At 38.0% G+C, this 22384-nt stretch carries 21 protein-coding genes; 5 read left to right on the forward strand and 16 right to left on the reverse strand.

The features are described from left to right. The first annotated feature begins 523 nt into the window (after window positions 1-523). Window positions 524-949: a rhodanese-like domain-containing protein gene (locus GGQ84_RS08550; RefSeq protein WP_429161702.1), complete on the forward strand. Its 426-nt coding sequence runs from the start codon at window positions 524-526 to the stop codon at window positions 947-949. A gap of 73 nt (window positions 950-1022) precedes the next feature. Here GGQ84_RS08550 and GGQ84_RS08555 read toward each other — a convergent pair whose 3' ends face one another. The 4 genes from GGQ84_RS08555 to GGQ84_RS08570 all read right to left on the reverse strand — a co-directional run bounded on the left by GGQ84_RS08555 (window position 1023) and on the right by GGQ84_RS08570 (window position 5870). Beyond that, entirely contained in the window at window positions 1023-3323 is a 2301-nt protein-coding gene (locus tag GGQ84_RS08555; protein WP_429161704.1) for a SpoIIE family protein phosphatase, read from the reverse strand. 36 nt (window positions 3324-3359) lie between these two features. Then, complete coding sequence (locus GGQ84_RS08560; protein ID WP_429161706.1) at window positions 3360-3785, reverse strand: hypothetical protein; 426 nt, start codon at window positions 3783-3785, stop codon at window positions 3360-3362. Between the two features lie 213 nt (window positions 3786-3998). Next, window positions 3999-5543 (reverse strand): hypothetical protein, encoded by a 1545-nt coding sequence (locus GGQ84_RS08565; RefSeq protein WP_429161708.1) that lies wholly within the window; start codon window positions 5541-5543, stop codon window positions 3999-4001. Window positions 5544-5693: 150 nt separating this feature from the next. Further along, window positions 5694-5870 carry a hypothetical protein gene (locus GGQ84_RS08570; protein WP_429161710.1) on the reverse strand — a complete coding sequence of 59 codons (177 nt, stop codon included), beginning with the start codon at window positions 5868-5870 and terminating at the stop codon, window positions 5694-5696. A gap of 144 nt (window positions 5871-6014) precedes the next feature. Between GGQ84_RS08570 and GGQ84_RS08575 the strand changes: the two genes are divergently transcribed. Further along, window positions 6015-6818, forward strand: coding sequence for an undecaprenyl-diphosphate phosphatase (locus tag GGQ84_RS08575; protein ID WP_429161712.1), 804 nt, complete (start codon window positions 6015-6017; stop codon window positions 6816-6818). Window positions 6819-6870: 52 nt separating this feature from the next. Here GGQ84_RS08575 and pyk read toward each other — a convergent pair whose 3' ends face one another. The 7 genes from pyk to GGQ84_RS08610 form a co-directional block, all read right to left on the reverse strand. Then, entirely contained in the window at window positions 6871-8619 is a 1749-nt protein-coding gene (pyk, locus tag GGQ84_RS08580) for a pyruvate kinase (RefSeq protein WP_429161714.1), read from the reverse strand. A 22-nt stretch (window positions 8620-8641) separates the two neighbouring features. After that, a complete protein-coding gene (locus GGQ84_RS08585; RefSeq protein WP_429161716.1) occupies window positions 8642-9604 on the reverse strand; it encodes an acetyl-CoA carboxylase carboxyltransferase subunit alpha in 963 nt (320 codons plus the stop codon). A gap of 3 nt (window positions 9605-9607) precedes the next feature. Continuing rightward, window positions 9608-10480, reverse strand: coding sequence for an acetyl-CoA carboxylase, carboxyltransferase subunit beta (gene accD, locus GGQ84_RS08590; protein ID WP_429161718.1), 873 nt, complete (start codon window positions 10478-10480; stop codon window positions 9608-9610). Window positions 10481-10497: 17 nt separating this feature from the next. After that, window positions 10498-10698: a putative signal transducing protein gene (locus GGQ84_RS08595; RefSeq protein WP_429161720.1), complete on the reverse strand. Its 201-nt coding sequence runs from the start codon at window positions 10696-10698 to the stop codon at window positions 10498-10500. An 80-nt stretch (window positions 10699-10778) separates the two neighbouring features. Next, window positions 10779-10991: a trp RNA-binding attenuation protein MtrB gene (gene mtrB / locus GGQ84_RS08600; protein ID WP_429161796.1), complete on the reverse strand. Its 213-nt coding sequence runs from the start codon at window positions 10989-10991 to the stop codon at window positions 10779-10781. Window positions 10992-11108: 117 nt separating this feature from the next. Next, entirely contained in the window at window positions 11109-11585 is a 477-nt protein-coding gene (coaD, locus tag GGQ84_RS08605) for a pantetheine-phosphate adenylyltransferase (RefSeq protein ID WP_429161722.1), read from the reverse strand. Between the two features lie 12 nt (window positions 11586-11597). After that, window positions 11598-15023, reverse strand: a complete 3426-nt coding sequence (locus GGQ84_RS08610; protein ID WP_429161723.1) for a DNA polymerase III subunit alpha — start codon at window positions 15021-15023, stop codon at window positions 11598-11600. A 155-nt stretch (window positions 15024-15178) separates the two neighbouring features. On the opposite strand from GGQ84_RS08610, the gene GGQ84_RS08615 reads away from it, so the two are divergent. Next, window positions 15179-15502, forward strand: coding sequence for a YtrH family sporulation protein (locus tag GGQ84_RS08615; protein WP_429161725.1), 324 nt, complete (start codon window positions 15179-15181; stop codon window positions 15500-15502). Next, the gene (locus tag GGQ84_RS08620) at window positions 15499-15975 is read left to right on the forward strand and encodes a sporulation membrane protein YtrI (protein ID WP_429161727.1); all 477 of its coding nucleotides are present in this window, start codon (window positions 15499-15501) and stop codon (window positions 15973-15975) included. The genes GGQ84_RS08615 and GGQ84_RS08620 overlap by 4 nt, the downstream gene beginning before the upstream one ends. Window positions 15976-16020: 45 nt before the next feature. Here GGQ84_RS08620 and GGQ84_RS08625 read toward each other — a convergent pair whose 3' ends face one another. From GGQ84_RS08625 to hpt, 5 genes are all read right to left on the reverse strand, one after another. Next, window positions 16021-17331, reverse strand: a complete 1311-nt coding sequence (locus GGQ84_RS08625; protein ID WP_429161729.1) for a DRTGG domain-containing protein — start codon at window positions 17329-17331, stop codon at window positions 16021-16023. An 80-nt stretch (window positions 17332-17411) separates the two neighbouring features. Beyond that, window positions 17412-17612, reverse strand: a complete 201-nt coding sequence (locus tag GGQ84_RS08630; RefSeq protein WP_429161730.1) for an alpha/beta-type small acid-soluble spore protein — start codon at window positions 17610-17612, stop codon at window positions 17412-17414. A 123-nt stretch (window positions 17613-17735) separates the two neighbouring features. Further along, window positions 17736-18995: a lysine 2,3-aminomutase gene (gene kamA / locus GGQ84_RS08635; RefSeq protein ID WP_429161732.1), complete on the reverse strand. Its 1260-nt coding sequence runs from the start codon at window positions 18993-18995 to the stop codon at window positions 17736-17738. 287 nt (window positions 18996-19282) lie between these two features. Further along, window positions 19283-19744, reverse strand: a complete 462-nt coding sequence (gene trmL / locus GGQ84_RS08640; protein WP_429161734.1) for a tRNA (uridine(34)/cytosine(34)/5-carboxymethylaminomethyluridine(34)-2'-O)-methyltransferase TrmL — start codon at window positions 19742-19744, stop codon at window positions 19283-19285. A 3-nt stretch (window positions 19745-19747) separates the two neighbouring features. Beyond that, complete coding sequence (hpt, locus tag GGQ84_RS08645) at window positions 19748-20302, reverse strand: hypoxanthine phosphoribosyltransferase (RefSeq protein WP_429161736.1); 555 nt, start codon at window positions 20300-20302, stop codon at window positions 19748-19750. A 150-nt stretch (window positions 20303-20452) separates the two neighbouring features. Between hpt and GGQ84_RS08650 the strand changes: the two genes are divergently transcribed. Then, on the forward strand, window positions 20453-22375 hold the full coding sequence (locus tag GGQ84_RS08650) for an aconitate hydratase (protein ID WP_429161738.1): 1923 nt from the start codon (window positions 20453-20455) through the stop codon (window positions 22373-22375). The last annotated feature ends 9 nt before the right edge of the window (window positions 22376-22384 follow it).

Genomic DNA, 22384 nt, shown 5'->3' on the forward strand with positions numbered 1-22384 from the left:
CCAACTCTGTAAGTTGTTGATAAAAATTTTTACTGAAAATTGGCCTAAATAGTTGATGAAATGTGGAATTTATGATATCCTTGCCTTGCATTTGTGTCTCCTTTATATTAGGGATTTGGGCAAGGACTACCCTTATCTCTATTATAAAGGATTTTTTTGTGTTAGGCAGGTGTTTCCTCAATATTTTCAAGCTTTAGGTATTGACAAAGTTAGTTTTATTGTTTTGCAACGCTAGTGAAGAAGCAACCAAAAAAAAGTAGCACTATGGGTATTATTAGTTTTAATTTACTATTTTTCATTAAGCAACAACCTACTTTTCAATGTTTATTATTATCTTAATTTCTACAAAATAATACATTCTCCTTCTACTCTATTTAATAGAATCAATTGTTTAAGTGAAGCCACGCTTTATTAATCATGAGAATTATATTTTCAGTATTATGTAGTAGAAAACACTATGCAGAGGCATGAGTTTTGAGGTATATTGATATTATTAGGTGTAGTTATGAAAGGAGTAGTGGGAATGTATAAACTCTTAAATAATAATAAGCTTATGGTTTTGCTAGTTTTATCAGTCTTATTTGCTCTGTTTATTACAATGTCTGCTAATCTGAAAACTGATAATCAAGTAACTAATATTAGCGCTCAACAAGTTGGGGATTTAATTGAATCTGAAGCAGGTTTAATTATAATTGATGTTCGTGAACTTCATGAGTTTCAAGAGGGACATATTCCAGGAGCTCTTCTAATACCTTTAGGGCTTTTACAGCAAAACATAACTACAATTGATGCTGATCGGCCAATAATATTGGTTTGTAGAAGCGGAAATAGGAGCATGCAAGCTGCTCAATTTTTTTTAAAAGAAGGATTTACAAATATCTATAATTTATCAGGTGGTATGAAAGATTGGCCATATGATATTACAACTGATGTGATTAAGTGTTATTAACCTAGGAAACTATTTACAACAAAATATTAAAAAAAGTCTATGCTATATAACTACAGCTAGACTTTTTTTACACTTATAGTTTTTTACAGAATTTAACTTCATTTCCCTTTTGGTTATATCCCACGTAATCCATACCTATTTTAGTCATGGCAATGCCCCTGCCCCGTTCATAACCACTCAAGGGATCGTATTCTTTACTTAAACTAGTTTTCCAGTCAAAGCCCTCGCCCATATCTCTGATTTTCGTGAAAATATATTTGTCAGTGATTTCTAGGCTTATAAATGCTTTTTTATTGGGGTCAAATTTATTACCATGCTCCACTGCATTAACCAGCAATTCATAGATGCCCATTCGAATTATCCCTGTTTCATCCTGTTGTACTATTTTTGCATTTATATCATCTATAATTCTAGATACATCATGAACGGTACTGTTTATTTCAAAGTAATATTTTACTTTTTCTTTTGTCCGCTGTAAAATTAGATATGTTATATCATCTTTATTATTTCTATTTCTAGTGAAGTTCCTGTAGTCCTGGTTTATCTTTTCCTTTATGATCTCGGGAGGCAGTGATTGGTTGTCCGCAAATACCCGCTCTAGCCTCTCTGTGCCGTAGTGCTCACCATTAATTTCTTCTTCTACTATTCCATCCGTGTACAAGAGAAGAGTGCTGTTAATATCAACTCGTATCTGCTCTTCTTCTATTTCCATCAATTCCATGCCATAAGAACAGGCTATAGGTAACCCTCCTCCAGCTAACTCTACCCGCTTAGCTCCATTGTATAGTACAAAAGGAAATTGGTAACCGCTTCCAACATAAGATAAATTATAGGTTTTTAAATCTAGGATCCCTATAAATAGACAGATAAAGTAATCCTCAGGATAATTTTCATTACAATATCGGCTGAAAGTGTATTGCATTATCTTTTCTGGAGCTATGTCTTCTTTATCTGCTAACGCAACATAGCTAGTAATACTATTTTTAACAAATAGGCTCATCATTGCCCCATCTAAACTGTGCCCTGAAACATCTGATATATAAAAAATCAGCTTGTTTTTTGCCTTTATGACGTCGTAATAGTCTCCCCCCATAATATATGAGGGCTGATAATATGCCTCTATAGATATATCCTTTAATTTAGGTAGAAATTCCGGCAGGTTGTTTTGATGAATCTTTATGGCCTTGTCAATTTCATTGTCTAATTGCCTATAAAGCTCTTCTAGTTCAAGTTTTTGATTTTCTATTTCCTTCGTATAGGCAGCTCGCTCACTTTGAGCTATTTTTTGTTTTGTAATATCTGTAAAGATGGCATACCCTCCTACAGTTTTGCCATCAACATAGACAGGAGCTCCTTTTATGAGCACTTGGATTGGCTTTCCCCCTTTGTCAAAGCAGACTGTCTCCACTTCTATTATCTGCCCCTGTAGGACAGCAGTGACAATATAGTCACCCATAGTTTCCTTAGGATCTAATATAGAGTAAATTACTTTGTCTACCACTTCTTCTAATTTATATCCAAATAAGACAGTAAACTCTTTATTTATATTAAAAACCTTCTTGTTGCTATCAAAGTAAGCAATGGCACTATTAGTGTTAACAAATAATGCCTCGAAATGAGCTTTTTGTCTCATTATTTCCTGCTCTGCCTGTTTGCGCTCTGTAACATCGGTAATATATCCGTGCCAAAGAACACTATTGTCAGCTAGCTTCTCAGGTCGCGCGTATCCACGCAACCATCTAGTACCCTTGCTAGGTAAAATAACCCTATGCTCACCCTTCCAAATTTCTAGCGTTTTAAATGATTGATTTATTGACTCCATGACGCCATCATAGTCATCAGGGTGAAGCCGCTGATGAATTTTTGTGCCATCTTTTTTTACTTCTTCTGGGCTCACCTCATAAACATCCCAGATCCCCCGGCTGGCAAATGGAATGTAGACGCTGCCGTCAGGAAAAAGGCGATATTGGTAAATTACTCCTGGCACTTGCGCTGATAGCTTTGCCAGCAATCTATCCCGTTCTTCTAGTTTATGTGACTTTACCCTTAATGCTTCTTCGGCCTTCTTGCGACTTATATAAAGACCCACTTGCTTTGAATAAAGTTCTAACTGCTCAATATTATTAAGCTTTTCTCCTGCTGGCATAATTATGGTAAAATCACCTAAAACCACATCGTCATTTGAAATTTTAATGACTGCAACCATCCCTACCTGGCACATTTTTTCTATTGTTTTTGCTGCTCCTGCTTGATCATGTTCCCAATCCTTGCCTACAGGATCAAAACCAGAAATAGCCATAATTGTGAATTCTACTCCACTTTCATTGTATAGATTAAATACTGTGTATTTTGCTCCAGAGATACTCAACAACACATCGGTAATTTCTTGGTAATCTATGTCGCCCTTTGATTATTTTAGAAATTGCTCTGAGGCTTCAATTATTTTTCGCATATTTTGCTCTGATTTAATCTTCTCTGTAATATTCTGAAATATGGTAGCAAAGTACCCTTTTTTATCACTAAAGGCAACTACCTTATACCACCTATCTAGAGGCCCAGAATATTGCTCAAAGGTTATAGTTTCTACATTGGTAGCGACCTCGCCAAAGGTTTCTATCCAATCAAAACTTCCAGTTTCAATTCCGGGCAAAACTTCTGTTACCCTTTTGCCAATTATCGAATTAATATTAAGACCTGTCATCTCCCCAAATGATTGATTTGCTTCTAGTAAAATATAGTCTACTGGTTTTCCCAGCTCATTTCTAATGATTTGATGATAAGCATAGGCATCCGGCATGTTTTGAAGCAATAAGCTGTGGTTTGCCTTGGAATACATATAATTCACCTGCCTCTCTGGAAAAAATGATCCTAATAACCTGCAATCTACACCTTTGATGACAAATTGAATTTACTAGTCTACCCCTTACAAAATTTATTAAATCTAACTGTCATATTCTACATTATACTGTTTATTCCTCTATCTTATTGGTTTTTACGCGAAAAAAAACAACAGACCTTTTAAAGTCTGCTGCTTTTTCTCGCTATATTTCTAAATAGCTGTTAACAAAGCATATACAATACCAACTAAACCAATTGCCGCTAAAATATAAACTGACTTTTTAGGCATCTCTCCATCTTTCTCCATTGCCTTACCAAACATAAAGAATACTAATGGGTGAACTAAGAAAGGCATTGCAAAAATGAATGGAATTAAGCCAGCCGCATCAGATCCAAACATTCCTCCTTGAACTGCTGCAAACAATCCAAAGTGTGAAATAGCAGATGTCTGCGCCATAGCAGCATAATCCATGGGCATAGTAGTAAAGCTCAGTAAGGTTAATCCCCCAAACACAGCACATAATTGCCACCCAAAGGAGAATTGCATTAAGGCTTTTACCTCTTTACCGTCTTCTCCATTAGAACTTCGAAGATTTTTTAACGAAAGGGCTGTCAAAATTAAACCTGTAGCTACAATTATAAAAGCTGGCCCCATCATCAATGCTCCTCGCTCAGCACTGATAGCCAAAACAGAAAATACAAAGATGTGTCCAAAGAATGGTACATTAATCATAATTGGGGCTCTATTTGCCGCAAGCTTACCTAAATCTCCTGCAGTACAGGCTCCTGTCAAACCTGAGTGAGACAGAGCTCCTGCCATACCTGGGGCTAAGTTGCGAGCATTAGCCGTTCTTGCCACAAACATGAGCAGGGCAATACCACCGAACATCCAGAACAATTGACCAAAGAAGCCATAGGCCAAGACAGAGTTCATACCCGTAATGTTAAAAGCGTCACTCATCCGTGAACCACCTATCATAAAGTTACCTGCCAACACAACTGGAATACCTGCAAACAGCAAAGCTCGTACTGTTGGACCAAAGGTCCAGTTGTATAAGATTGCCCCTAGACCAGCTGAAATCAGCATTGCAAAGAAAATCTGAGGTAAAGCTATAAGAGGCATAACCAGCATAGCAATTTGGTAAGATACGTATAAGACTGCCACGATTGCAGCAATTTCCAATAAACCTTTTCGCATATAAGCGTGCTTATCCTTAATAGTAGCCTTATAGTCTATTAAGATTATCGCTCCTACCAATCCAATGTATGCTATTAACGGGTAAAATTGACTTAAATATCCTTCAGTTTCTGTTCCCAGAAGTAACCTGCTCAAACCTTCTATTCCCAACAATAAGAAAAAAGATCTGATAATAAAAACTAACTGAGTCCTTTTTGTACCCAAAACCGTTTCTTCTTCAGAAACTACTACCATTTCGTCTACTGTCATCTCTTTTTTACCAAAGATTTTTCTCAGTTCCTGTCCACCTACAAAGAACGATACAGTTAAGGCTATAATAGTAGCCCTACTTATTAAGTCTATCAGTGGAAATTCAGGTAATCCTGGTTCAGATACCCCAGTAGATACTAATACATAACCCATAGTCAATCCAAAAATAACAATAATTAAAATTGGTGAATACCTGGTCCCAGCAACTATAGTTCTAGAAATTAGCACCATAGGTATCAATAAGAACATAGATAGCCAAAACTGATTTAGCAACTGCAGTTTCGCTATTTGATCAACCAATACTTCCATTTTCTTCCTCCCTCGCACCTAAAAAGTTAAAATTATATTCCTTACATAAATATATATTACAAACATAGAAAGATGCAATACACTTATTAAATGTGCTATTAGCACTAATATTCACAATTTTTCTGTAAAAAGAAAATGCCTAACTGCTTGTTAGGCATTTCCTTTTTCTGGATGGGCACACTTTGCTGTATCATCTTCCTGCAGCTCAACATATTCACATTCAGGGCAGACCACATTTTTCTTCTTCTCACAAAGCTGATCTTCTGTTTCTGGACACTTATCAACTATGGATGCTCCGCATTTCTTACACTTACTTTCTTTGTCCATAACATCACTCCCCTTCTTTTCTTTCTTTAATATAATATTATTCTCTACCTACAGGAAAATATCCTTCATTAGTAACATTTTTTTCATTTTCATTGTGTATGATATATAATAAGTCAGTGGAAAACAACGTGGGAGTGATTGTTAATGACTATTTTAGAGGCTTTAATATTAGGATTAGTACAAGGATTAACTGAGTTTCTGCCAATCTCCAGCTCTGCACACTTAGTTTTAACAGAAAAGTTATTGGGATTAGACTTCCCAGGGCTTGCTTTTGAAGTATTTTTGCACTCTGCATCCTTATTAGCTGTAATAATATTCTTTTGGAAAGATATAGTGTCCATAGTTGTAAGCTTCTTTAGCTATATTATTAAGCGAAATCATTCTGATTTAGCAGAGTTTCGCTTTGGGGTGCTTTTACTTATTGCTACTTTAATCACAGGGGTATTGGGTTTGCTTTTAGAGGATTTCATGGGAGATGCATTGCGCTCCTCAAAAGTAATCGCTTTTTCCTTATTCGCCACAGGAATCTTCTTAATATTAGTTGAACGATTGCAAGGCTATGGCCTTCGACGAGAAGGTGATATGACCATAAAGGATGCTATTATAGTAGGTTTAGCCCAAACCCTAGCCGTAATACCGGGAATTTCTCGCTCCGGGTCAACTTTGGTTGCTGCTCTTTGGACCGGATTAGCAAAGGAAACAGCTATTCGCTATTCCTTTATCTTATCAATACCTGTTATCTTAGGTTCAACTGTTTTAATGCTTCCTGAACTGGGTTTAGGATTCTTCACTTCCCAGCCCTTAGCACTGACAGTTTCCTTCTTAGCCTCCTTCATCTCTGCACTCTTAGGGATAAAATGGCTAATCTATTTTGTAAATAAGAGTAAGCTTGCTTACTTTGCCGGATATGTATTTTTCATCGGCATCTTAACTTTAATTTATATGTAAAGAAAGTATAAAAAAAGAGCTAGTCGCTTAATTTACGACTGGCTCTCTCTGTCTATAATATCTTTGCTGTTCCTCTATATATCAATCCTCGAGATACATCTACAGTTACTACCATGTCAGTGTACAGGTTCTTAACATTATCTCCTATACCTAAGACCACAGGTTTACCCATGTTTATAGCCACTAATGCCGCATGAGACGTTATACCACTCTGCTCTGTTACTATTACCCCTGCCTTTTCTATTGCAGGGATAAAGTCCTTGTCTGTCATTACAGTAACTAGGATATCACCTTCAGCAACTTTTTTGACAGCCTCTTCACCGCTATCGGCAAAAACTACTTTGCCGCTGATAGCTCCCTTTCCTATCCCAGTTCCTTGAGCAACAATTTCTCCAACTACGTGTACTTTTATCAGGTTAGTTGTGCCAGGCATCCCCACAGGCACTCCCGCAGTTACCACCACTAAATCTCCAGTGGAAATCAGCTCTTCAATTAACGCTTTAGACACAGTCTCCCTAATAGTTTCATCTGTTCCGTCAGTTTTGTTCACAAAAATAGGCAGAACACCATTAACTAAATTTAACTGCCTCAAAACCTTGCGCGAGGGAGTTGCTGCTATAATGGGAGCACGCGGTCGATATTTTGCCACCACTCTAGCAGTAGAGCCTGAAACAGTTGCCGTTATAATTGCTTCAGCGTCCAAATCTGTAGCAATACTACAGGTGGCATAACCAATGGAATCAGTGACAGTATGCTCTGGTCTAATCTTTTCCCTCTGCTCATCTTCTCTAATTGCCTGCTCAGTTCTATTTGCGATTTGAGCCATAGTTCTTACGGATTCAACTGGATATTTCCCAGCAGCAGTCTCTCCAGACAACATGATTGCATCAGAACCATCAATAATAGCATTAGCCACATCACTGGCCTCAGCTCTAGTTGGCCTAGGGTTTCTCATCATAGAGTCTAACATCTGAGTAGCAGTAATTACGGGAATAGCTTCATTATTACAGAGTTCAATAATAACCTTCTGTACCAGAGGAACTTCCTCTGCAGGTATTTCAACACCCAGATCTCCCCGTGCAACCATAATGCCATCGGATACTTTTAATATATCCTCAATATTGTCTACGCCTTCTTGATTTTCTATCTTGGAGATAACGTGAATATCAGCTTCCCTTGCTTCCAGTATCTCTTTAATTGCTAATACATCGCTTGCTTTTCGGATAAATGATGCCGCTATAAAATCAACATCTCTATCAATCCCAAAATGCAAGTCTGCTATGTCCTTTTCTGTCAGCGCAGGCAGGTTAATTTTTACCCCGGGTACATTTACCCCTTTTCTACTGGAAATTTCACCGGCATTTATTACCCTGCACTTAATATCATTTCCTTCGATTGATACTACTTCTAAACTTACAAGCCCATCATCAATCAAGATCTGGGTTCCAGGGTTCACATCCTGAGGTAGGCCTTCATAGCTAACCTGGACTTTGCTCTCATCACCCTCAATTTCGTCAACTGTTAAGGTGAATTCTTGATCTACTTCCAGCTTGATTTTGGCATCGTTTGCAAATTTGCCTAGCCTTATTTCGGGTCCCTTAGTATCAAGCATAATAGCAATATCTCTACCCACTTCTAGCGTTGCTTGCCTAATATTGTCAATTCGTTTCCCATGTTCTTCATAATCACCATGGGAAAAGTTCAGCCGGGCAACATTCATTCCTTCAGCTATTAGTTCCTTCAACTTAGAAACAGTCTCTGTTGCCGGTCCAATTGTACATACAATCTTTGTCTTTTTCAAAGCAATCACCTCTTGGTAGCGTCTAATTACTATGAGCTACAAAATCACCCATCTTTCTTAATTTATTGTACCTCTCTTCTACCAAATCATTACTTGAAATTTCATGTAAATTTTCAAGATTTAGGTTAATTGCTTTTTTTATATTTTCTGCAGTGGTGCCTGGATCTTTATGTGCACCCCCTAGAGGCTCTTCGATGATCTGATCAATTATATTTAGCTCCTTTAGTTGGTGAGCTGTAATTTGCAATGCTTCTGCTGCTTCTTGCGCCTTAGTAGCATCTTTCCATAGAATGGTAGACGCTCCCTCTGGTGATATAACAGAGTAGATAGAGTTTTCTAGCATTAATATTTTGTCGCCAACTCCTAGCGCCAAGGCCCCACCACTTCCACCTTCTCCGATAACAACCACAACAATAGGAACTGTTAAGTTGGACATTTTTTGGATGCTTTCAGCAATAGCTATTGACTGACCCCTCTCTTCGGCTCCAATCCCACAATAAGCTCCTGGAGTATCCACAAGGCACACTATGGGTCGATTAAACTTTTCAGCCTGCTTCATCAGTCTTATTGCCTTTCTATACCCCTCCGGATGAGGCATCCCAAAGTTTCTGCTGATATTCTCCTTAGTGTCTTTACCTTTCATATGCCCAACTACTGTTACTGGTTTTCCATTTAACTTAGCAATGCCGCCAACAATAGATTTGTCCTCACCATAAAGGCGATCTCCGTGTAGTTCAATAAAATTATCAAAGATCTTATTTATGTAATCCATTGCAGTAGGCCTATCCACATGACGTGCAATTTGAGTTCGCTGCCACGCAGTTAAATTGCCAAAAATTTCACGCTTTAAAGAGCTGGATTTATTTTCAAGCTTTTTAATCTCATCGCTTAAGTCCATTTCCCTTTCCGCCGTAAATTGCTTTAACTCTTCAATTTTTTGTTCTAATTCCACAATTGGCTTTTCAAAATCCAAAGGCTTTACCATACTTTAACCTCCTACACTGTGCAGCTCCAGTATCTTTCCCAATGTATCTTTCATCTCATCTCTAGCCACTACTTTATCAATTAGTCCGTGTTGCAATAAAAACTCTGCTCTTTGAAATCCTTGGGGAAGCTTTTGTCTGATAGTCTGTTCAATCACCCTAGGTCCTGCAAAGCCTATAAGTGCCCCTTGCTCGGCTATTATAATATCTCCCAAAGAGGCATAACTAGCAGATACACCACCTGTTGTAGGATCTGTTAAAATTGATATGAATGGCAATCTAGCATCAGTTAGTTTGTTCAGTGCAGCGCTTGTTTTGGCCATTTGCATTAAAGATAATAATCCCTCTTGCATTCGCGCTCCACCTGAAGCAGAGAATACAACTAAAGGAACGCCTAATTCAATAGCTTTCTCTACAGCTAAGACAAACTTTTCCCCTACTACGGTTCCCATACTCCCCATAAAAAAATGAGAATCCAAAATTGCAATAACACATTTATTACCTGTTATCGTCCCAGTTCCTGTTACTATAGCCTCTTTGCGACCAGTTTTATCCTTTTCTTGTTTCAGTTTTTCCTCATACCCGGGAAACTGAAGAGGATTTGTAGCTTCTATATCCTCATTAAACTCTTCAAAGCTTCCATCATCAACAGTTACGTTGATTCTCTCTGTTGCTGTTAGGCGAAAACCATATCCACACTTGTAACAAATCTTGTTGTTCTTTTCAAGTTCCTTATTAAATATGATTTCACCACAATCTTTACACTTAGTCCACAAGAAGCTCAGGTTATTATCTTCATCTTTTTTCTTCTGCTTTTCCTTTTTTTCTTTTTGCGATACAGTAGCATACTTGGGTCGCTGAAAGAAATTTTTAAACACTAATATCACCTACTTTTCTACTTGCCTATGCTCTCTGCTAAGATTTCATGCGCTTCTTCCACTTCTGACTCCGGCACAAGAATTTCTACAGATGCAGATTCTCCTAAATGTGGAGCGCCAACCGAGCGCAACATTACCAATATACCTTCATGATCTAATATACCCTTCAACATTTCAGCCATTGGACGATTAGAAGCAATATAGACTACTGTCCACATAACAGTGCGCCTCCTTTATGTTGATGTTATCCTGAGGACATATTAATAAGTCCAGGATATCTCACCTGGACATTAGCCCATTAAGAACCGGCAATTATATCACCGTGCTTTGTGTGGATTTTTGCTTTACCCCTTACCTTAATAGCTGAAGTGTGTTCAGTAAACTGAGCGATCATAACTTCACCTTTGTCCAGTTTTTCTGAATGATGAAATTTAGTATCCCTTCCTCTAGTAAGGCCTATTATTGTAACCCCATTTTCTTCAGCTTTAATGACTATATAGTCTCCAGACATATTTCCATTCAAATTAGTCACCTCTTAATAAAAGTTGCGAAAATCAAACTAATAATATCACATTTATAGTGTTATTGCAAGCAAGCTAACCCTTGTATTCATGAGGTTTAACGGCTTTTACTTGTATTTAGCCTTTAAAGCATCTTCTACATTTTTTGGCACTAATCCGCAGACCGAGCCCTGTAGTGACGCAACTTGCTTGATTATGCTAGAGCTAATAAAAGAGTATTTGCTATCAGTCATTAAAAACATGGTTTCCACATTTTTGTTGAGCTTTTTGTTCATCAACGCCAATTGCAGTTCATACTCAAAGTCCGATACTGCCCTCAGTCCTCTTATAACCGCCACTGAACCAGTTTCTTCCGCAAACTCCATTAACAACCCATCAAAGCTTGTTATAGTCACATTATCGTATTCTTTAACTTCTTCCTCTAATAGCTCTAAGCGTTCTTCTAAAGAAAATAAATTGTTCTTATAATTTTCTACTGCAATGGCTACTATTACTTCGTCAAACAATCCTGTTGCCCTTTTAATAATATCCATATGTCCGTTAGTAACGGGATCAAAGGTCCCAGGGTAAATAGCCTTTTTCATTAGAAATTCCCCCTAAATCTCCTTTATGTAAACATTTTCCTGTCCACAAATGCTCTTAATCTCCTCAACAAGCTCTTGGTTAAAGTTCACCCTATTATCACAAAGAATTGTTTTCTTGGTTTCTGGCCAGTGCAGGTAAATAGGTGTATTTCCAATGGATGATTTGAACATATGCTTTAGTTTTTGCAAAGTCTGTTCGGTATTTTCTCTGTCCTCTATTTTTATATATATTTCTCTACTTTTCAGTTCATTACTGCATTCTTTTATGTTTGTAATTTTCTCTGCAAATATTTTAACATTGTCATCCTCATGATGAACTCTGCCCTCTAATATTATTACCCCATCTTCTTGTAACTGATTTCTGTATTTAGTCAATGTTTTTGGAAATACTAAGACGTCTGTTGAACCAGTTAAATCCTCTAGAGTGAGATAACTCATTTGCTCTCCTTTTTTCGTAATTGTATATCTGAGAGCTGTAATAATTCCACCTAAAATAACTCTTTGATCATCATGCTTAGAGGTTAGTTCTTCATTATTACAGTTACGAACCTTAGCTAAATCATTTACATATTCATCTAAAGGATGCCCGCTTACATAGAATCCTAACATTTCTTTTTCCATGGCTAATAATTCTCTATTGCTAAACTCATCTAGTTCAGGTGGTTTTACCTCTGCAGTTAGACTTTCTTTAGTATCATCTACAATATCAAACAAATTCACTTGCCCAGAGTTCCTGTCCGCACTTAACTTTAGACCCAACTCCACCGCTTGGTCTGAAATATTCAGCAAGCGACTTCGATACATTTGGGTAAAATCAAAGGCCCCACATCTGATAAGACTTTCAATCATTCTTTTATTAATCTGAGATAGGTCAACCTTCTCACAAAAGTCCTGAAGTGAGGTAAACCTGCCCAGTTCATTTCTAGCCTTTATTATGGACTTAATTGCACCCCTACCCACGTTTTTCACTGCCGCAAGCCCAAACCTAATTTTCCCCTTAGCAGCTGTAAAATCTTCTAAGCTCTCGTTTACATCGGGTGGTAAAATATCTATACCCATTTGCTGGCATACTCTTATATAAAAGGAAACTTTATCCGAGTGCTCCATAACACTGGTTAAAAGTGATGCCATATATTCAACTGGATAGTGAGCCTTTAAATAGGCTGTCTGATATGCTATCAACGCATAGGCCGCACTGTGAGATTTATTAAAACCATAGCCAGCAAAGTGCTCAATAAGCTCAAAGATTTTTTCAGCTATCTGAAGGTCAATTTCCTTAGATTTAGCACCTTCAATAAAATCCTTTTTAGCTTCTGCAATAATTTCTGGCTTTTTCTTTCCCATAGATCTGCGCAACATATCCGCTTGACCTAATGTAAATCCAGCTAAATCATTGGCAATTTTCATTACTTGCTCTTGATATAAAATAACACCGTAGGTCTCTTTTAAAATGGGCTCGAGCTTTGGGTGAAGGTAACTAGCTTCTTTTTTCCCGTGCTTTCTAGCAATAAAATCGTCCACCATGCCACTGCCCAAGGGGCCTGGGCGATATAAGGCCACTAAAGCGATAATATCTTCTAAGTGTGAGGGCTTTAGTTCTTTTAAGATAGCTCTCAAACCAGAGCTCTCTAATTGGAATACCCCTGCCGTATTAGCTCTACTTAACAAATCATAGGTTGCTTTATCATCTAGGGAAATTTCTTCTATGTCAATTTCTTTACCGTGTACCTTTTTTATTATCTTCAGAGCATTTCCAATTACAGTGAGTGTCCTCAAACCTAAGATATCCATTTTCAAAAGCCCTATGTCTTCAACCTGATCTTTGGCATATTGAGTGACCACGAAGTCATCAGCAGTCCTTTGCAGGGGTACATACCTAGTCAACTCCTCTTTGGATATAACTATCCCTGCTGCATGAGTAGAAGCATGTCGTTGAATACCCTCTAGTGCTCTTGCGTTTTCGATAAGTTTTTTAATCTGAGCATCAACTTCGCAGGCATCTACTAACTCTCGGTTAACTTTTAGGGCTTTTTCAATGGTCACCCCTAACTCATTGGGAATCATCTTGGCTACTTTATCCACCTGGGGCAAAGGAACATTCATTACCCTCCCCACATCTCTCACAGCAGCTCTTGCAGCCATAGTTCCAAAGGTTATTATCTGGGCCACCTTGTCAGAACCATACTTATTCACAACATAGTCGATAACCTCCCCTCTTCTCTCGAAGCAAAAGTCGATATCAATATCGGGCATGCTAACTCGTTCGGGGTTTAGAAAACGTTCAAATAGTAAGTTGTACTTTAACGGATCGATATTTGTAATCCCTAGCACGTATGCCACTATACTTCCTGCTGCCGAACCTCTGCCAGGACCGACTAAAATCCCCTTCTCCTTGGCATAGTTTACAAAATCCTGCACTATGAGAAAGTAGTCTGAGTAGCCCATATCTTTAATTACTTTTAATTCATAATCTAATCTCTCTCGTACCTTGCCTTCAATTTGTTTATAGCAACTCTTAGCTCTATCAAAGCACATTTTTCTAAGATAAGAATCTACACTGTGCTCTTTTGGAATTTCATAATATGGCAGATGAAACTCATCAAAATTCAATTGGAGATTACACTTCTCTGCTATCTTTAAAGAATTATCTAGTGCTTCTCTGTACTCTCCAAACAGAAGTTCCATTTCTTCCCGGGTTTTCAGGTAAAATTCAGAAGTCCCAAACCTCATCCTGTTTTCATCGGCAAGGGTTTTGCCTGTCTGAATACAAAGCAAGACATCGTGGATCTCCTGTTCCTTTCGCTTAATGTAGTGAACATCGTTAGTTGCTACAGTAGGTATCCCCAACCTTTTACTCATTTCAAGCAAGTGTCTATTAATTAATTGTTGTCCCTCAATACCATGGTCCTGTAGTTCTAAATAAAAATTCTCTTGCCCATAAACCTGGTTATAAAACTTAGCCAGTTCTTCTGCCTCTTTTAAGTTATCATTCAAAATTAGCCTGGATATTTCCCCGGCCATGCAACCACTTAAGGCGATCAGCCCTTCTGAGTATTTTTTAAGTATTTCCTTGTCCACTCGAGGCTTATAATAAAAACCCTCTGTGAATCCTGCCGACACAAGCTTTAAAAGATTCTCGTATCCTGTTTTATTTTTAGCTAATAGAACTAAGTGAAATTGGTTCTCGTCTTTTCTGGGTTCTTTATCAAATCTAGTTCTAGGAGCCACATATACTTCACAGCCAATGATTGGCTTTATTCCTCTCTCTACAGCTGCCTTATAAAAATCTATTACACCATACATTACACCGTGATCTGTTATAGCTATAGCTGGCATGTTGTTGTTTACTGCAGCCTCTACTAACGCTTTTATTCTAGCCGAACCATCTAGTAGGCTAAATTCGGTGTGATTATGTAAATGGACAAATTCTGCGCTCATATTTACACCTCCGCCAAACTCACCTAAATAATTCAACACCATAAGCTTAATTCCCTTTTTCGATTTTTCCCTTTTATTGTCTTTCCTCTTGTACTAGAGCTGAAAACCCCTCATATAAATATATTATCAAGGCTCACAGCATTGGAGGGGTAGCTATGGAAAATTTTCCTCACAAGCTTTTACTTATTTTTTTCACTTCCCTGGGAGTGGTTATGGGTGCTGCACTAATTGGCTCTATTGCAGCTCTTTTCACCTCTAATCCTCCTGTGAAAACTATGATTAAATTGGCCAATGAAATAAAAATCTGGGCTATGGTGGCCGCTATTGGTGGAACTTTTACAGCTTTTGAAGTTTTAGAGTTGGGAATTTTTGAAGGCAAACTACTAGATTTAGCTAAGCAAGTTGTTTTTATCATCAGTGCTTTTCTTGGTGCTCAAGTGGGGGAATACTTAGTGACAACACTGGCAGGTGGAAGATGAAAAGAAGACTTTTTGCGGCTTTTGCTATTGGTGTACTGGTAGGATCAGGATTGGTCACATGGTGGGTAGGTGGAAAAATTGATTATTTGATGAGCCATAACGAACGCCTTCAAGGAGAATTAGATACAAAAGAAACCCAACTGCGAACTATGGAGGAAAGTCTAAAGACACAGCAAAAATATGTTGTAAGTGATATGCAAATTCACATTCGCTTTAAAAACGAAAAGGATGAAGATGAGTTCACAAAGATGTCTCTGGAAAAAAAGGTGGGAGATATGCTTTCCGATATCTGGGGTAAAGAAGTAAATACCTTAGACCCTATTCTAATAGCCAATATTGTTCATAATAGAAAAGTTATTGTAGAAGATACTACTTACACCCTCACAGTAACTAGAGGCCCCTTAATATCAGAAAAAGTAATGATGTTTGTAGAAGTAGAAAAATCTAGTGAAAGAGAGCAGAGTGAACAATAAAGAGAGTTGCTTAATACTACCCGCAACTCTCTTCATATTGCCATTCTACTTATTGTATTTAGCAAGTCTAGCAGTCAAGACTGCTTTCACTGCCATTTTTTCATTGACATAAAGCTCTACATCCACTTTACATGTCTTTTTCTCTAAATAAATTATTTTTGATACTGCATGAACCTGACTGTTAACCGGAATGGGTATCAATTGGTTAATATATACACTATCTGTGATAGTATCCATTCGCAACTGTCTTCTAATTGCTACATAGGCTGCCGTGTTAACAATTGAAGATATAGTACCCACACTAGCCGTTCCAAATTCATTGGACATAAATTGGGTAATAGTTCCCACTATTTGATGCCCCTTATCACATCTCTCATCATACTTGAATCCACTGATGATTATGTTATCTACAGTTTCACCAAAATGAGGTTGCTTTTGAATTACTTGAAAGGCCTCAATAATATCTTGTCTGCTCACAAGACCAACTAATCGGCCTTTTTCCACTACCGGAACTACATCTAATCCGTCCCAAACCATAATTCGAGATAAATGAGTAACAGATACGTGTTTTTCAGTAGTGATAACCTTTTTAGTCATAACTGTATCAATACCCGTATCTAGCTCTTTACCAGCTACATCCACAGCACTTACAATGCCAACAACTTTATTCTCTTCATCCACAACAGGAAATCTGCTATGGCTAGTGGCACTTGATAATTCATGCCAGTCTTGAATTCTTCCAGTGCTAGGAAGATAGTCTACTTCGTCTACCATGATATCCTCAACTAAAATTAATTCTTTTTCTTCAAGTTTATCATAAATAGATTTGTTAATCATCGACGTGAGGGCAAATGTGTCATAAGGGGAGGTGATAACTGGTATATTCTTTTCTTTTGCCAATTCTACAACCTCTTTTTCTACTTCAAAACCTCCAGAAACCATCAAAGCTGCCCCCACTTCAATGGATTTACGTTGAATATTAGATCTATCTCCTACTATTAGTAAAGATCCCTCTTCGATGAAGCGAAAGGAATTATCTTCAGACATGGCCCCAATTAAAAATTTATTTGGAATCCAGTCCATATTATTTTCTCCCGCTACGACTATTCCTTCCACAATTGTAGCAAGCTCTCTTATTGTAAGGTCCTCAATTCTCTTTTCTTCTTCTTTTTCAATTCGAATGGTTCCCACTTTGGGAATAGAACTAACAAAGCCCTCTTTTTCTGCTTCTTTTATTGCCCTGTAAGCGGTCCCCTCACTCACATCAAGTTCTTTAGCCAGTTGCCGTACTGAGACCTTAGTTCCAATATCTAATTTAGATATGTACTCAATAATTTTTCTATGTTTTGTTGCCACTCAACTCACCACCCTATCTTTCTTACAGGACTATATTATAACACGATGTTATATTTGGCAAGTGTATTCCTACAGATTTGCTAATTCTCTCCCTGGCTTTCTCTTAGCCTTTTAGTCATTAGGCCTCCAATTCTTCCAGTTTCTGAAGCGCTTAAATCGCCCCAACCTCTTTCTTTAATTTTTTCTATTAGGCCTAATTCTTCAGCTATCTCAATTTTAACTTTGTCATTATAAGTTTTTATTGCTAACGGATCTTTTTTACTTTTTTTATTCTTTGTCATTAAACCCACCTCCGCTAATAATATAACCAAGGTGAGTTGTTTTAATTAACCATTATACCCTGCCATTTTGATTCATTATTTGATTGTACCACTACTTATTCTGACAGTTCAACTGTTTTTCCCTTAAAAGCTTTCTCGTTTCTTTGTTCTTAGATTGCCTTTTGGAACTAAGCTAATTTTTTTCTCAGCAAATAATTTCTCAATTCCAGTATAAGGCTTCTCTCTATGGTCATGGCACTCCTCGCAATCATTACATTGACTTTGCTTGTCTGCTGGTTCTGTGTAAGCACAAATTACACCTTCATAATTTCGCAATATAACCTTGTCATCTGACTGAGAGATCAGATATTGAGGTCCTACTGGAATCTTTCCACCGCCTCCCGGCGCATCTACCACATAGGTTGGAACAGCAAAACCAGAAGTATGGCCGCGCAGCAATTCAATAATCTCTATTCCCTTAGCCACAGATGTCCTAAAGTGCTCTATTCCTTGAGATAAGTCGCACTGATATAGGTAGTAGGGTCTAATCCTCATTCTAACTAGCTTGTGCACTAGATCTTTCATAATATAAGCGCAATCATTTACACCTTTAAGTAAAACAGATTGATTTCCCAAAGGCATTCCTGCATTAGCCATAATTTCACAGGCCTTTTTTGCCTCTTCAGTTATCTCTTGTGGATGGTTGAAATGGGTATTAAGCCACACAGGGTGATATTTAGTGATAATCTCAACTAATTTAGGGGTTATCCTCTGAGGCAGTACAACAGGCGTTCTAGAGCCAAACCTTATAATTTCCACGTGCTTAATTTTTCTCAACTGATCTAAGATATATTCAATCATATCATCAGAGATTAATAAACTGTCTCCACCAGATATTAGTACATCCCGAATTTCTTTATTCTTCTTTATATATTCAAGAGCACTGTCAATCTGACTTGTTGGCAGGGCCTTATCTGTAGTTCCAGCCATTCGCCTTCTGGTACAGTGGCGACAGTACATGGAACACTGATCTGTTACTAATAACAGAACTCTATCAGGATAGCGATGAGTAATGCCAGGTACCGGTGAATCCGCTTCCTCGTGTAGCGGGTCTTCCATATCGCAGTTAACCTCTTGTAATTCTAGCGAAATTGGAACAGCTTGCTTTCTGATAGGACAGTTTGGGTTTTCTGGATCCATCAATGTAGTATAGTACGGGGTAATTGCCATACGAAGGTTTTCTAGCGCCTGCTTAATTCCCTCTTCCTCTTCTTCCGTTAGGTTAATTACTTCTTTCAGTTCTTCTACTGTAGTAATTCGGTTTCTCAATTGCCACTTCCAATCATTCCATTCTTCCTCTTTCACATCACTCCACATAGGTATTTCTTTATAAGATCTTTGCATATAAAATATTTTCCTCCTTATTTTTTCTTTAAAAAATTGTACAAAAAAAGATTAAAATTTTAGTGTTATTTTCTGTCAAACCTAAAACTTTAATCCCCATAATAATCTCTGAAATTCTTATTTATTGTGCTCAAATGTATTTTTATTTTAACATAAAAGTAGCCTTGCCTCAAACTAGATATGATACAGTGCCACTATGTATTCAGTGTTATATAATAGCTTTTGCCGAAATATCCATTGCTTACTCATAAATACTGCTGTATCCACAGGATAGCTTTGGGATGCTACTATGTCAAATCCGGAAATCCAATTTGACGCAAAGCTTCATAGGTGACAATTGCCACAGAATTAGCTAAATTCAGTGATCTAGAATCAGCTTTCATTGGCAATCTAATACAATTGTCCCTATTCTCCTCTATTACTTCTTCAGGCAAACCGGCTGTCTCCTTGCCAAAAACAAAAAAGTCTCCTCTTTGATATGTTTGATCCGCATAGCTATTTTTTGCCTTAGTTGATGCATAGTAGAAGTTGCTTTGTGGGTATTTCTTTACTAACTCCTCTAAACTGTCATAATACTCGGTCTTGGCCATGTGCCAATAGTCTAAGCCTGCTCGCTTTAAATATTTGTCCTCCACAGAAAAACCTAGTGGCCGAACTAAATGTAAATTACATCCGGTGGCAGCACAGGTTCTCACAACATTACCAGTATTTTGTGGTATTTCCGGCTCCACAAGTACAATGTTAAACATCTCCTACTTCGAACCCCGCTTTCTAGGATCCTCTTCAGGATTAGGCACAAAAATATAAGGTACATTGCGATAGTACTCCTCAAAGTCTAAGCCATACCCCACAACAAATTTGTTAGGGATAGAATATCCAATGTAATCAACCTCTATTGGGTTTTCTCTTCCTTCTGGTTTATCTAAAAGAGTGCATATCTTTATGCTAGCCGGCCCTCTTCCTTTTAAGTAATCACATAAGTAATTTAAAGTTAATCCCGTATCAATAATATCTTCTACAATTAGCACATGCTTGTCCTTGATACTCTGATCTAAGTCTTTGATTATTTTTACTTCGCCCGATGACTTTAACTCGTTCCCGTAACTTGATACTACCATAAAATCAAATTCAACAGGCACATCTATATGCTTTGACAGTTCCGTCATAAACATGATGCCACCTTTTAATATACACAACAACAGAATATCCTTACCCTCATAATCCTTAGAAATCTGTTGGCCTAATTCCTTTGTTTTCTCCCTAATCTCTTCCTCTGAAATTAGCACTTCTTTTACGAATTTTTCCATTCTGATACCTCCGCCTTTTGCTGATATAATTTTTTATATAAATACTAATTTACCACTTAGCAGTTCTTTGTGCAATGGTAAAATTGACACTATATTTCTTTTCTGATACATTAATAAGAATAAAGAAGTTTATAAGGAGGTTTACGCTTAATGGGGAAAAATATTGTTGAAAAAATTCTTGAAAATCACTTGTTGTCTGGATCAATAACTCCTAATTCTGAAATAGGTATAAAGATTGATCAAACACTAACTCAAGATGCAACTGGCACAATGGCTTACCTGCAGTTTGAAGCAATGGATGTCCCGCAGGTGAAAACTGAACTTTCTGTAAGTTACGTGGATCATAACACTCTTCAAACTGGTTTTGAGAATGCAGACGATCACAAGTATCTACAGACTGTTGCTGCTAAACACGGAGTTAAATTCTCAAAACCGGGTAACGGAATTTGCCACCAAGTTCACTTAGAGCGCTTTGGCAAGCCGGGCAAAACCCTTTTAGGCTCTGACAGCCATACACCTACAGGCGGTGGAATTGGAATGATGGCCATGGGTGCTGGTGGACTAGACGTTGCTGTTGCCATGGCAGGCGGCCCTTTCTACTTAAATATGCCCAAAGTTGTAAATGTCATTCTCAAGGGAAAGCTTCAGCCTTGGGTTTCAGCTAAGGACATCATTTTAGAAGTATTAAAGCGCTTATCTGTTAAAGGTGGCGTAGGTAGGGTGATTGAATATTCCGGCCCAGGAGTAAAAACTCTCTCAGTTCCCGAAAGAGCTACCATTACTAACATGGGGGCTGAACTAGGAGCCACAACTTCAATTTTCCCGAGCGATGAGGTTACTAAGGAATTCTTAAAAGCTCAAAATAGAGAGAGCGACTGGACTGAGCTCCAAGCAGATGATAACGCCACTTACGATGAAGTTGTTGAAATAGATTTAGATGCTTTAGCACCTATGGTGGCCAAGCCCCACAGTCCTGATGCAGTGGCTACTGTTGAAGAAGTGGGCAAGATTAAGGTAGATCAAGTTGCCATTGGTAGCTGTACCAATTCCTCTTATTCAGATTTGATGCGAGTGGCCAAAGTGCTAAAAGGAAAAACAGTTCATCCAGAAGTGAGCTTGGTGATTGCTCCTGGATCTAAGCAAGTATTCTCAATGCTTGCCGAAAATGGCGCTCTTGCAGATATGATTGCAGCAGGAGCTAGAATTCTCGAATCAGCGTGTGGTCCCTGTATTGGTATGGGCCAATCTCCATCAACTAACGCAGTTTCTGTTCGAACTTTTAACAGAAATTTCCCAGGGCGCAGCGGAACAAAAGATGCTCAAGTTTATTTAGCTAGTCCCGAAGTTGCAGCTGCTACAGCGCTAGAAGGCGTGCTAACAGATCCAAGAGACATTAGTGTTTCTGCTGTCGTGGAAATGCCCATTCAATTTAAAATTGATGATTCAATGGTAATTGAACCTAACGATAACCCAGAGGCAGTTGAAATTGTCAGAGGCCCAAATATTCAGCCTTTACCAGTTAATGAAGCACTACCAGCAAGTTTATCCGGGAAAGCTCTTTTGAAACTAGAGGACAATATCACCACAGATCACATTATGCCAGCGGGAGCAAAGATCTTACCCCTGCGTTCTAATATACCTGCTATCTCTCAATACGTCTTTTCCAGTGTAGACGAGCAGTTTTCAGCTCGCGCAAAGGAAAACGACGGTGGTTTTATTGTAGGTGGGCACAACTACGGTCAAGGCTCTAGCAGGGAGCACGCAGCTTTAGCACCCATGTACCTAGGTATTAAAGCGGTTATAGTTAAATCCTTTGCCAGAATCCACAAGGCTAATCTAATTAACTTTGGAATTTTACCACTGACCTTTGTGGATGAAGGTGATTATGACAAAATAAACCAAGACAATACACTTAATATAGACAATATAGTCGCCCAGCTTGACAACAGCACTTTGACAGTTACTACAGACAAGGGTGAAACATTCCAAGTTGCCCACGAACTTAGTTCCAGACAAAAGGATATTATTAAAGCAGGTGGCCTGTTAAACTACACTAAAAAACAAAATCAATAGCCTAAAAGA

It is taken from the genome of Desulfitispora alkaliphila, from assembly GCF_050433185.1.
Classification (GTDB): Bacteria; Bacillota; Desulfitisporia; order Desulfitisporales; family Desulfitisporaceae; genus Desulfitispora; species Desulfitispora alkaliphila.

Coding starts and splice junctions, on each gene's coding strand:
- GGQ84_RS08550 (WP_429161702.1), top strand. CDS start 524: ATGTATAAACTCTTAAATAATAATAAGCTTATGGTTTTGCTAGTTTTA.
- GGQ84_RS08560 (WP_429161706.1), bottom strand. CDS start 3,785: ATGTATTCCAAGGCAAACCACAGCTTATTGCTTCAAAACATGCCGGAT.
- GGQ84_RS08565 (WP_429161708.1), bottom strand. CDS start 5,543: ATGGAAGTATTGGTTGATCAAATAGCGAAACTGCAGTTGCTAAATCAG.
- GGQ84_RS08570 (WP_429161710.1), bottom strand. CDS start 5,870: ATGGACAAAGAAAGTAAGTGTAAGAAATGCGGAGCATCCATAGTTGAT.
- GGQ84_RS08575 (WP_429161712.1), top strand. CDS start 6,015: ATGACTATTTTAGAGGCTTTAATATTAGGATTAGTACAAGGATTAACT.
- GGQ84_RS08585 (WP_429161716.1), bottom strand. CDS start 9,604: ATGGTAAAGCCTTTGGATTTTGAAAAGCCAATTGTGGAATTAGAACAA.
- GGQ84_RS08595 (WP_429161720.1), bottom strand. CDS start 10,698: ATGTGGACAGTAGTCTATATTGCTTCTAATCGTCCAATGGCTGAAATG.
- mtrB (WP_429161796.1), bottom strand. CDS start 10,991: ATGTCTGGAGACTATATAGTCATTAAAGCTGAAGAAAATGGGGTTACA.
- coaD (WP_429161722.1), bottom strand. CDS start 11,585: ATGAAAAAGGCTATTTACCCTGGGACCTTTGATCCCGTTACTAACGGA.
- GGQ84_RS08610 (WP_429161723.1), bottom strand. CDS start 15,023: ATGAGCGCAGAATTTGTCCATTTACATAATCACACCGAATTTAGCCTA.
- GGQ84_RS08615 (WP_429161725.1), top strand. CDS start 15,179: ATGGAAAATTTTCCTCACAAGCTTTTACTTATTTTTTTCACTTCCCTG.
- GGQ84_RS08620 (WP_429161727.1), top strand. CDS start 15,499: ATGAAAAGAAGACTTTTTGCGGCTTTTGCTATTGGTGTACTGGTAGGA.
- GGQ84_RS08630 (WP_429161730.1), bottom strand. CDS start 17,612: ATGACAAAGAATAAAAAAAGTAAAAAAGATCCGTTAGCAATAAAAACT.
- kamA (WP_429161732.1), bottom strand. CDS start 18,995: ATGCAAAGATCTTATAAAGAAATACCTATGTGGAGTGATGTGAAAGAG.
- trmL (WP_429161734.1), bottom strand. CDS start 19,744: ATGTTTAACATTGTACTTGTGGAGCCGGAAATACCACAAAATACTGGT.
- hpt (WP_429161736.1), bottom strand. CDS start 20,302: ATGGAAAAATTCGTAAAAGAAGTGCTAATTTCAGAGGAAGAGATTAGG.
- GGQ84_RS08650 (WP_429161738.1), top strand. CDS start 20,453: ATGGGGAAAAATATTGTTGAAAAAATTCTTGAAAATCACTTGTTGTCT.